This window comes from Nocardia sp. NPDC003269, from assembly GCF_042888005.1.
Classification (GTDB): domain Bacteria; phylum Actinomycetota; class Actinomycetes; order Mycobacteriales; family Mycobacteriaceae; genus Nocardia.
This window is the reverse complement of sequence record NZ_JBIAPA010000001.1, coordinates 362,450-372,849: the sequence shown is the minus strand read 5'-3', so window position 1 is coordinate 372,849 and position 10,400 is coordinate 362,450. Positions and strand designations below refer to the sequence as shown.

General features: G+C 70.1%; 9 protein-coding genes. 5 read left to right on the top strand and 4 right to left on the bottom strand.

Features of this window, described 5'->3' with window-relative positions:
* Window positions 1-162 precede the first annotated feature (162 nt).
* Both ACFYWJ_RS01675 and ACFYWJ_RS01670 read left to right on the top strand, forming a co-directional pair.
* Window positions 163-1,185 carry an alpha/beta hydrolase family protein gene (locus ACFYWJ_RS01675; RefSeq protein WP_355271732.1) on the top strand — a complete coding sequence of 341 codons (1,023 nt, stop codon included), beginning with the start codon at window positions 163-165 and terminating at the stop codon, window positions 1,183-1,185.
* A gap of 171 nt (window positions 1,186-1,356) precedes the next feature.
* Window positions 1,357-2,604: a TetR/AcrR family transcriptional regulator gene (locus ACFYWJ_RS01670; protein WP_355271209.1), complete on the top strand. Its 1,248-nt coding sequence runs from the start codon at window positions 1,357-1,359 to the stop codon at window positions 2,602-2,604.
* Here ACFYWJ_RS01670 and ACFYWJ_RS01665 read toward each other — a convergent pair.
* Window positions 2,601-4,115: an aldehyde dehydrogenase family protein gene (locus ACFYWJ_RS01665; RefSeq protein WP_355271211.1), complete on the bottom strand. Its 1,515-nt coding sequence runs from the start codon at window positions 4,113-4,115 to the stop codon at window positions 2,601-2,603. The genes ACFYWJ_RS01670 and ACFYWJ_RS01665 overlap by 4 nt on opposite strands.
* A gap of 295 nt (window positions 4,116-4,410) precedes the next feature.
* On the opposite strand from ACFYWJ_RS01665, the gene ACFYWJ_RS01660 reads away from it, so the two are divergent.
* The 3 genes from ACFYWJ_RS01660 to ACFYWJ_RS01650 are packed head-to-tail and all read left to right on the top strand — an operon-like array spanning window position 4,411 to window position 7,075.
* The gene (locus tag ACFYWJ_RS01660; RefSeq protein ID WP_355271213.1) at window positions 4,411-5,412 is read left to right on the top strand and encodes an ATP-binding cassette domain-containing protein; all 1,002 of its coding nucleotides are present in this window, start codon (window positions 4,411-4,413) and stop codon (window positions 5,410-5,412) included.
* Window positions 5,412-6,221, top strand: a complete 810-nt coding sequence (locus ACFYWJ_RS01655; RefSeq protein WP_355271215.1) for an ABC transporter permease — start codon at window positions 5,412-5,414, stop codon at window positions 6,219-6,221. The genes ACFYWJ_RS01660 and ACFYWJ_RS01655 overlap by 1 nt, the downstream gene beginning before the upstream one ends.
* A complete protein-coding gene (locus ACFYWJ_RS01650; protein ID WP_355271217.1) occupies window positions 6,218-7,075 on the top strand; it encodes an ABC transporter permease in 858 nt (285 codons plus the stop codon). Before ACFYWJ_RS01655 ends, ACFYWJ_RS01650 begins: the two co-directional genes overlap by 4 nt.
* A 22-nt stretch (window positions 7,076-7,097) precedes the next feature.
* Here the strand turns inward: ACFYWJ_RS01650 and ACFYWJ_RS01645 are convergent, their stop codons facing one another.
* From ACFYWJ_RS01645 to ACFYWJ_RS01635, 3 genes are read right to left on the bottom strand one after another with little or no spacing between them, the layout of a single operon-like run.
* On the bottom strand, window positions 7,098-8,282 hold the full coding sequence (locus ACFYWJ_RS01645) for a lycopene cyclase family protein (protein WP_355271219.1): 1,185 nt from the start codon (window positions 8,280-8,282) through the stop codon (window positions 7,098-7,100).
* Between the two features lie 51 nt (window positions 8,283-8,333).
* Entirely contained in the window at window positions 8,334-9,515 is a 1,182-nt protein-coding gene (locus ACFYWJ_RS01640) for an ABC transporter permease (RefSeq protein ID WP_355271220.1), read from the bottom strand.
* Complete coding sequence (locus ACFYWJ_RS01635; RefSeq protein WP_355271221.1) at window positions 9,512-10,390, bottom strand: ATP-binding cassette domain-containing protein; 879 nt, start codon at window positions 10,388-10,390, stop codon at window positions 9,512-9,514. The genes ACFYWJ_RS01640 and ACFYWJ_RS01635 overlap by 4 nt, the downstream gene beginning before the upstream one ends.
* Window positions 10,391-10,400: the final 10 nt, after the last annotated feature.

The window sequence follows — 10,400 nt, the reverse complement described above, 5'->3', positions numbered from 1 at the left end:
GCTGGTGAGGCATGATGTGACCGCGCTGTTGTAACGATTCCTACTGTTGTATCGCCTGGGTAACCCGTAGGGTTCTGGCGTGGTGCAACCCATTCGAAACGAAGCGAAGGTGCGAAATTGATTCGTCGGCACTCCCGGCGTCGTGGCTCCCGCGCCGCGGCGATGATCGCGGCGACCGCAGTGGCCGCCGGACTGCTGTCCGGCATCGGCGCGAGCCCGGCCTCGGCTGATCCGATCATCGATTCCAAGAGCCTGCTCGCCAACCCCGTTTCCGAGGACGGCTCCAAGATCGTCAAGGCCGAGGTGAAGGACTCGCGCAGCCTGCGGCTGCACGTGTACTCCGCGGCGATGGACTCCAACATCATCGTCGACGTCCAGCGCCCCGCCGACGCTTCCGTGCCGCGCCCCACCCTGTACCTGCTCAACGGTGCCGGCGGTGGCGAGGACTCCGCGTCCTGGGTCGCCAAGACCGACGCGCTGGAGTTCCTCAGCGACAAGAACGTCAACGTCATCCAGCCGATCGGTGGCGCCTGGAGCTACTACACCGACTGGATCGCCGACGACCCGGTCGTCGGCCGCAACAAGTGGAAGACGTTCTTCACCGAGGAGCTGCCCCCGCTGGTCGACGGCGCGCTGGGCACCAACGGCGTGAACGCCATCGCGGGTCTGTCCACTTCCGGCACCACCGTGCTCGCGCTGCCCATCGCCAAGCCCGGCCTGTACAAGGCGGCCGCGGCCTACTCCGGGTGCGCGCAGACCTCCGACCCGGTCGGCTCGGAGTTCGTCAAGCTCACGGTCGAGACCTGGGGTGGCGGCGACACCATGAACATGTGGGGCCCGCAGGGCTCGGCGGAGTGGGTCGCGAACGATCCGTACGTCCACGCCGAGGGACTGCGCGGGCTGGATCTCTACATCTCCACCGGCAACGGCCTGCCGGGCCCGTACGACACCCTCGACGGTCCGTACGCCCTGCCCGGCGCCTACGGCCTGGCCAACCAGATCGTCATCGGCGGCGTCATCGAGGCGGGCACCAACTTCTGCACGCACAACCTGGCCAACCGGCTCAACGAGCTGGGCATCCCGGCGACCTTCAACTTCCGTCCCAACGGCACCCACTCGTGGGGCTACTGGAAGGATGAGCTGAAGCTGTCGTGGCCGGTGCTGGCCCGCGGTCTCGGCCTGTAAGCGCGTCGCGTTCCACTTAGGCCGCCCCGGCATCGCCGGGGCGGTTTTCGTTTCCCGGACTGCCTCTCGACGTTTGCGAATTGTGGTTAACTTAGGTTGACTGGTCCGGCGCCGCCCGGTGGGCGCGCAGCCAGTCGTCAGAAGCCGGTTCGCGGAACGGAAAGTGAGTGCATGGTCGCCGATCGCAGTGAGGCCGAACGCGCCTGCGAGCCGACCACCGCGCCGGCGCGGGTCGTGCGCCGCAGGCCCAAGGACCGCAAGATCCAGATCATGCGGGCCGCCGCGCGCGCGTTCAGCGCCCGTGGCTACTACCCGGTCGGCGTGGACGAGATCGCCGCCGAGGTCGGCATCTCCGGGCCCGCCCTGTACCGCCACTTCGCCAACAAATACGCCCTGCTCGTGGCCGCCGCGGAGGAGGGCGCGCGCGGGTTGCGCGATTGCGCCGCGGCCGCCGACGACCCGTCGCTGCCCGCGGAGGCCCGGCTCGACGCGCTGCTCACGGCGGTCGCCGAGCAGAACATCGACTTCCGGCGCGAGGCCGGTCTCTACCGCTGGGAACGCCGCTATCTCGAGCGCGAGGACCGCGTGCGCATCCGCGCGTTCTATCGCGAACTCGAGGCCATGGTCGCGGCGCCGATCGCCGAGCTGCACCCCGGCGAGAGCCCCGACAACGTCACCCTGCGGGCGGTCGGCGCGTTGAGCTCGCTGGCCAGTATCGCCGCGCACCGCACCACGCTGTCGCACGCGCGCGTCCTCGCGCTCCAGCTCGACATGTCCTGGGCGATCGTGCGCGCCGACCTGCCGCCCGCCCCCGCCGCCGCGGAACCGGACCGGCAGAATCGCGGCCTGCCGGTGACATCGAAACGTGAACAGCTGCTCACCGAGGCGATCAGGATCTTCGGCCGCAACGGCTACCACGAGTCGGGCATCGAGGAGATCGGCGCCGCCGTCGGGATCAACGCCTCCAGCGTCTACCGGCACTTCGACAGCAAGGCCGACCTGCTCGCCGCCGCCTTCCACCGCACCGGCGACCGGCTCGCCGTGGCGATCGGCGAGGCACTGGCCGAGTCGGAGAGCCGGGCCGACGCCGCCCGCCGCATCGCCGACCGCTACGCCCGGCTCACCTTCGCGACGCCGGAGATCATGCCGGTGTACTACGCGGAGTTCAGCAACCTCCCGCAGGCCGAACAGCACCGGCTGCGCGCCATCCAGCGCCAGAACGTCCTCGAATGGGCCAACCTGCTCGACGGCGACCCGATCGAGGCCAGGTTCCGGGTGCACGCCGCGATCGGTCAGATCATCGATGTCGGCCGGCTGCTGCGCTTCGACTCCAGGCCCGAACAGCTCGCCCGGCTGGCCGCGCTCACCGGCGCGGTCCTGCTCGGCGACAAGGCCGAGCCGGACGCCGCCGAAACCTAGGCCCGGCCGTGGCGCAGCCGGAACAGGGCGCGCGCCGTGTGCAGATGCCGGGGATGCCGGTCGAAGGTCGATAGTCGGACGGGGGCCCGATAGCGCCTGCGGGCGATCGACATGGTCCGGCTGAATTCGCGCAGGCCCTGCTGACCGTGGCTGTGACCCTGCCCGTACTCGCCGACCCCGCCGAACGGCAGCGCCGGGATCCCGGTGAAGGCGGTCGACGAGTTCACCGTCACCACACCGACCCTTAGCTGCTCGGCGATGAACTCCGCGCTGGGGATGTCGCGGGTGAAGACGGTGACGGCGATGCCGTTGCCCGCCGCGTTCACCCTGGTCACCGCGTCGGCCAGGTCGGCGACGCGATTCACCACCAGCACCGGGCCGGTGCCCTCACCGGTGATCGCGATGCTCTCCTCCGGCACCTCGGCCAGCACGATGGGTTCCACGTACGGATCGCGGAAGGAATCGAGGCCGCCGAGCACCGCGTGCCCGCCGCGCGCGATGGCGTCGCGGACCTGCTTGCGCACCACGTCGACCTGGGCCGCGTTGATCATCGGGCCGTAGGCGGCGCGGTTGTCGGCGCCGGGGCGCAGCTTCGCCGCGCGTTCGGCCACCCTGGCCAGGAAGTCGTCGAAGACGGAATCGGCGACATAGCAGCGCTGGATGCCCGAGGCGTTCTGCCCGGCGTTGGCCATCGCGCCGAAGACCGCGGCCTCGGCCGCCGCGTCCAGGACGGCGTCGACGTGCACGATCATGCTGCCCTTGCCGCTGTGCTCCACCACGACCGGCGTCAGCGTCTGCGCGCACCGGGCGATCACGTCGCGCCCGGCCGCCTCGGGCCCGGCGTAGGCGATCTTGTCGACGCCGGACTTGCACAGCGCGGTCGCGGTGCGTGAGTCACCGGTGACGGCTTGGAGCACCGGTTGATCGGGCGCCACCGCGGCCCAGCTCTCGGCCAGCCAGGTGCCGACGCCGGTGGTCAGCTCGTGCGGATTGAAGACGACCGCGTTGCCCGCGGCCATCGCGTAGGCGATCGAGCTCATCGGCGTGAAGACCGGGTTGTTCCAGGCGCCGAGCACCCCGACCACACCGAGCGGCAGATACCCGACCGAGGCGTGCTGATTGCGGGTGAACCACCCGGTGGCCAGGCGCTTTCGGCCCAGCGTCCGCTCGGCGTTGCGGGCGGCCCAGTCCAGGTTCTCCACCGCGAGCATCACCTCGAGCGCGGCGTCGGCCTCCGGCTTGCCCGTCTCGGCGCGCAGCAGCTCCACCAATTCACCGGTGCGCCTGGCGATATGCGTGCGCCAGTCCAGTAGCAGCCGCTTGCGGCCCGCGAATCCCAGTTCGCTCCACCAGTTCTGGGTGGCGCGCGCGGTGCGCACCGCGCGGGTGACCTCGGCCTGCCCGTGCACGGGATACTGCGCGAGCTGTTCGCCGGTGCGCGGGTCGAACGACGTCAGCACGTCGGATCGCCCCGTCGGCACGGCGGCGCCTGCCGGTGCTGAGTCGCCCATTGTCACCTCTCACGAGATCGAACACGCCCGCGCGCGGGCCGGTGAGACGAGTGTTTCCCCGTCGCCAGCGTATGGGCGCCCGAGCGCGCCGACAAGGTCGGCGCACTGCCCTTCCACTGCCCTGGTGAGCAAGACCACAGCCGCGCGGGAAACCGGCCGGGTGCGCGCAGACGCGACCCGGAAAACCGCCGGACCGGTAACATCGCGCCGAACGGTATGGATCACCTACCGAGAAGCAAATTCCGTGTGCGCTCGTCCGGCCAGGGCGCCGCACCCGGCTGATGGTGGAGAGTTGATGCCGAGTTCGATCTCAGTGGATTCGCCGGCGGGTGGCGTCGCGTCGCCCGGCGGTGAGCCCGCGGTGCTGGTGTCCGATGTGCGCAAATCCTTCGGCGATGTGCACGCGTTGCAGGGCATCAGTTTCCAGGCCGAGAAGGCCAGCGTATTGGGCATCCTCGGCCCCAACGGCGCGGGCAAGACCACCACGGTCAAGATCCTGTCGACGCTGCTGCGCCCCGACTCCGGCACCGCGATCGTCGCCGGGCACGACGTGCGCACCGACGCGGCGGGCGTGCGCCGGGCGATCATGATGACCGGCCAGTACGCCGCGCTCGACGAGAACCTGACCGGTCGCGAGAACCTGGAACTGTTCGGTCGGCTGATGGGTCTGTCCAAGTCGGCCGCCCGCAAGCGCGCGGAAGTGCTGCTCGAGGAGTTCGACCTGGTCAGCGCGGGCAAGCGCGCCGTGCGCAACTACTCCGGTGGCATGCGCCGCCGTGTCGACATCGCCTGCGGGCTGGTCGTGCGGCCCGAGGTCGTCTTCCTCGACGAGCCGACCACTGGCCTCGACCCGCGCAGCCGCCAGGGCGTGTGGGACCTGGTCACCGCGCTCAAGAACCAGGGCATCACGGTGCTGCTGACCACGCAGTACCTCGAAGAGGCCGACGTCCTCAGCGACAACATCATCGTCATCGACAAGGGCACGGTCATCGCCGAGGGCACCGCCGATCAGCTCAAGGCCAAGACCGGCGGCAGCTTCTGCGAGATCGTCCCGCTCGACCCGAGCCGCCTGGCCGCGACGGTCGAGGCGCTCGGCGACCTGGTCCCCGCTGCCGTGGCCGCCGACATCGCCGGCGCGGACAAGCTGTCGGTGCCCGCTCCCGACGGTGCCGCCACGCTCGCCGAGGCGCTGCGCAGGCTCGACAGCGCGGGCATCGACCTGGCCGACATCGCGCTGCGCAGGCCCTCGCTCGACGACGTGTTCCTGTCGATCACCGGTCATTCGGGCGGCCACTAGTGAGCGCTCCGACCGTCGCGGGGACCACCCTGTTCGACGACCTACCCGCGGCCCAGCCGAGCAGCTTCGCGCAGTGGCGCGCGCTGACCGGCCGGGTCGTGTGGACCATGGTCACCAAGGGCGAGCTGATCGTCGCGGTGCTCTTCCCGCTGGTGATCACCGTGGCCTTCTATCTGCCGCTGCGGTACGTGATGAAGGTCCAGGGCATCGACTACGCGCAGTACGTCATGCCGATCATCGTGCTCCAGACGATGGCGATGACGATGATGTCCAACGCCCAGCTCGCCGCGTTCGAGGCGCTCACCGGGCTGAGTTCGCGGCTGCAGACCATGCCGATCGGTTCGCTGGTGCCGCTGGTCTCGCGGATCAGCGCCGGTCTGGTGCGCTCGGTGATCTCGCTGATCGCCACCATCGGCTACGGCTACCTGATCGGCTTCCGGTTCTCCGGCGGCTGGCTGCAGGCGCTGGCCTTCTGCGGTTTCGCGCTGGCGGTCGGCCTGGTCCTCACGCTCGGCGCCGACGCGCTCGGCAGCCTCACCAAGAACCCCGAGTCGCTGAGCCAGGCGCTCACCCTGCCGATCCTGATCTTCGGAATGCTGTCCACCGGGTTCGTTCCCGAGCAGGCGTTCCCGAGCTGGGCGCGGGGCTTCGCCCGCAATCAGCCGATCTCGCAGGCCGCCCAGACCCTCAGCGACATGGCCGCGGGCCACCTGAGCTGGGCGGGCACCTGGGTGTCGCTGGCGTGGCTCGCCGGTCTGACCATTTTCTTCCTCCCACTGGCTGTGTGGGCGAGTGTGAGGCGATCATGACGACGACAACGCCCGACCAGCACACGCTGCCGGTCGACGAGACCGCGGCGTTGTTGCCGGTGGTGCACGCCAAGCCGGAAGGCTCGGTGTCGATGTGGGCGACGCACAGCGTGCTCCAGTGCAAGCGGCTGCTGATGGTGTGGCTGCGTGATCCGGCGACGACGATCCAGACCATCGTCTACCCCGCGGTGACGCTGCTGATGTTCCGCATCGTGCTCGGCGACTACATCACCGCCTACGGCGGCATGCCCGCGATCTACGGACAGGCCGCGCTGCTCACCCTGGTGGCGGCCATGACGGGCGCGGTGGTCAGCGCGCTCGGCTTCAAGCGCGAGAAGGCGGCCGGGCTGCTCAGCCGGTTCTACACGATGCCGCTGAACAAGGCCTCGCTGCTGACCGGCCGCCTGCTGGCCGAGGCGGTGCGTATCCTGATCACCACCGTGATCGTGCTGCTGGTGGCGGTGCCGCTGGGGTTCCTGTTCATGGAGGACCCGCTCACCAATATCGCGCTGGTCAGTGTGCCGGTGCTGTTCGGCCTCGGCTTCGCGGTGATGGTGACCGCACTGGCCACCGTCACCGAGGGCGTCATGCTGATCAGCTTGATCAGCATCGTCAACACGCTGCTGATGTTCTTCAACACCGGCTTCGTCCCGATCTTCGCCTATCCGACCTGGCTGCAGACCATCGTGGAGAACCAGCCGATGAGCTGCGCGATCAACGCGATGATCGGCCTGTCCTACGGCGGGCCGGTCGCCGAGCCGCTGCTGAAGACACTGGCCTGGACGATCGGGATGATCGCGGTGTTCGCCTACCCGGCGATCGTCGGCTACAAGAAGGCGGCGCAGTCGTCGTAGTGGCTGCCGGGCGGCTCGGGGCTCAGCCCACGGGCCGTTCGGCGTCCGCGGGCGCGAACGGGTAGTCCAGCCAGCGATTCCGGTTGGTCCAGCCGACCAGGTCGTAGCGCCAGCGGAACGGCCAGGTGTGCGCGACGGTGTTGAACAGGACCGCGCCGAGCGCGGCGTAGTCGTCGTGGGCGGTCAGCAGCGCCCGCTGACCGCGTTCGGATTCGGTGAAGAACGCCTCGAACATCGCGATCGACTGGTCGGTGGTGAGTCGGCCGAGGCCCCACAGCCCGCGCATCCGCATCCAGTACACCGCGCGCGCCCGCCACGGCCACAGCGCGGCGATCGGGTCGCGACCCGCCCGGACGGCGTCGATCGCGGTATCGATGAGGGCGAGCGAATCGGCCACCGAGTACCCGGTGCACGGGTGCATCATCCCGCCGCGCGACCCGAACGGCACGGCCACGGCGGTGCCCTTCTTCGGCGGCGGCTGATCCAGCGGATAGTGGGCGGCCTCGTGCGGCTCGTCCCCGGTGAGCCGGATGCCGTGCGCCGCGAGCCTGCTCAGCGTGCGCTTGCGTAGCTCGTGCTGCGGCATCCCGCCGCGTAGGCCGAGGCTGGTCTCCTCGAAGATCACCGTCCCGTCGCCCAGCGGCACGGCGTAGAGGAACGACGGCGGCTCGTCCGGACCGGCCCCGTTCTCCGGCCGCCAGTCCAGCAGCAGGCCCTCGCCGTCGGCCACCATCGGCGCCGCGGTCTCGGCGTCGACGAAGATCCCGTGCGCCGACGCCGCCCGGCGCTGCCCCAGCACGGGCAGGCCCCTGGTGTCGAACACCACCGCCGCCGCGATCACCGTCCCGTCCGCGAGCTCCACTTCGTGCTGGTCGACCCGGCGCGCCCGATCCGCGAACACCGTCGCGTCGTCGAGTGCCAGCGCCGCGTGCAACCCCGCCTTGGACAGCACGCAGTAGGGCCGCGCGATCCGGTGCTCGGTCTTCGTCCACACCGTCGGGGCCTCGATCCGCTGCGCGATCACGCTCGCGGGCAGCCATTCCGGCAGCTCGTCGACCCAGCACGAGAAGGTCGGCGGGAACAGCCGGTCCGGCCGCGGATCCACCGCCGCCACCCGCAACCCCGCCACCGCGGCGCGATGCGCCAACCCCCGCCCGGTCGGCCCCAACCCGACCACGCAGATATCGAATTCCCGCACAACGCTCACGCCCGCATTCAAACCGCACCGGCCGTCACGGCGCAAGCACCGCTGCTCGGCTCAGTCCTCCAGGGCCAGCGCCTGGCGGAAGGTGAGCCGGCCCTGGGTCTGCATGAGGGAGCGGCGGTAGACGCGTTCGGCCACGACCACGATGCCGTAGGTGGCCACGGCCATCAGGGCGAGCGAGACGAACGGTTCCCACCAGGCGGCGGTGCCGTCGGCGAGGCGGCCCGGCATGGCGACGATGGACATGATCGGGACATACGACGCGACGACCCGGGCGCCGCCGGTGAGGAAGATGCCGGCGAACAGCACGATCATGATCAGCATCGACAGGGGAGTGGCGGTGGACTGGAGGTCTTCGCTGCGCGTCGCCAGCGAACCCGCGACGGCCCAGAGGCTGGCCAGCGCCAGGAACCCGACCAGGAAGAAGACGATGAACCACCCCGCCGCACCGGCGATCCGGCCCAGCTGATCGGCCTGCCCGGTCGCGGCCAAGCCGATCAGACCCGCGCCGACGAACAGGCTGAGCTGGGCGAACGCCAGCACCGCGTTGCCGGCCACCTTGCCGATCAGCAACTGCCGCAACGGCATCGCGCTGGCCAGGATCTCGACGATCCGGTTCTGCTTCTCCTCCACCACGCTCTGCGCGATGGACATGCCGAACAGCACCGACGCCAGATAGAAGAGGAACGCGAACACGAACGCCACGATCCTGGCGAGCCCCGGATCGACCCCGCCCTGCTCCAGCAGCGCGTAGGTGACCCCGGCCCCGCGTGCGAGCTCTTCGAGCGACACCCCGGCGGCCTCGGCATTGCGCTGTAGGGCCAGCTGCGCGGCGGCGGCCGAGATGTAGGTGGTGGCGTCGTCGTTCTCGGCGGTCTTGCCGATGAGCTGCCACCCGCCGTCCACCGGCACCAATCCGACCTCGACCGTCCCGTCGCGCACCTGCTGCTCGACGGCGGCCCGATCCGGGTAGGGATAGGCGGTGAAGGAGATGTCGGTATCGGCCGCCGCGGCCAGGCCACCCGCCACCTGGACCACCGCCACCGTCTCCGGCCCGGTGACGGCGACCTCGATCTTGTCCGGCCTGCTGCTGACGAAACCACTCACGGCCAGCGAGGCGACGATGGCCACGATGGTGATCACCGTCGAGATGACGAAGTTGCGATCGCGCAGCTTCACCACGATCTCCCTGGCGGCGACGATCCGCCACACGCCACGCGAAGCGGGGGCGGTCATGCCGTCACCTCCCGGTAGATCTCGGCGACGGTCGGCCGCAGTTCGGCGAACTCGCGCACCGATCCCCGAGTCAGCGCCTCGGCGAGCACCGCGTCGGTACTGGCGTCCGCCAGCTCGATCACCGCCGCCGACCCGTTCGTCTCGATCACCCGCACCCCGGCGAACTCCCGCAACCAGCCCGGATCGCTGCCGACGACCAGCCGATACCGCGCCGCGCCCGTCGCCCGCAGCGCCGCCACCGTGCCCTGCCCGACCACCCGTCCCGCGGCGAGGATCACCAGCTGATCGCACAGCCGCTCGACCAGATCCAGCTGATGCGAGGAGAACAGCACCGGCACCCCCAGCTCGGCGTACTCGCGCAGCAGTTCGGCCATGGAATCGACCGCCACCGGATCGAGCCCGGAGAACGGCTCGTCCAGGATCAGCGCCGTCGGCTGCGCGATCACCGCGGCCGCGATCTGCACCCGCTGCTGATTACCCAGCGACAGCGACTCGAGCTTGTCCTTGCTCCGGTCGCCGAGCCCGAACCGCCCCAGCAGTTCGGCGGCCCGCGCCTTCGCCTCGGCCGCGCTCAGTCCGCGCAGCCTGGCCAGATAGACGAGCTGATCGAGCACCGGCTGCTTCGGATACAGTCCGCGCTCTTCCGGCATGTACCCGAACGAGCGGCGATCGAGCGCGGTCACCGCCCGTCCGTCCCACCTGACCTCGCCCCCGTGCACCGCCAGCACCCCCATGATCATCCGCATGGTGGTGGTCTTGCCCGCCCCGTTCCCCCCGACGAACCCGGTCAGCGCCCCCGGCGGCACGGTGAAGGACACCTCGTCGACCGCCACGTTGTCGCCGAAGCGCCGGATGAGTTGCGCGACTTCCAACATCGAACTCCCC

Bases quoted from the DNA above. Each gene is read 5' to 3' on its own strand.
- ACFYWJ_RS01675 (WP_355271732.1), top strand. From the start codon at position 163: ATGATCGCGGCGACCGCAGTGGCCGCCGGACTGCTGTCCGGCATCGGC.
- ACFYWJ_RS01670 (WP_355271209.1), top strand. From the start codon at position 1,357: ATGGTCGCCGATCGCAGTGAGGCCGAACGCGCCTGCGAGCCGACCACC.
- ACFYWJ_RS01665 (WP_355271211.1), bottom strand. From the start codon at position 4,115: ATGGGCGACTCAGCACCGGCAGGCGCCGCCGTGCCGACGGGGCGATCC.
- ACFYWJ_RS01660 (WP_355271213.1), top strand. From the start codon at position 4,411: ATGCCGAGTTCGATCTCAGTGGATTCGCCGGCGGGTGGCGTCGCGTCG.
- ACFYWJ_RS01650 (WP_355271217.1), top strand. From the start codon at position 6,218: ATGACGACGACAACGCCCGACCAGCACACGCTGCCGGTCGACGAGACC.
- ACFYWJ_RS01640 (WP_355271220.1), bottom strand. From the start codon at position 9,515: ATGACCGCCCCCGCTTCGCGTGGCGTGTGGCGGATCGTCGCCGCCAGG.
- ACFYWJ_RS01635 (WP_355271221.1), bottom strand. From the start codon at position 10,390: ATGTTGGAAGTCGCGCAACTCATCCGGCGCTTCGGCGACAACGTGGCG.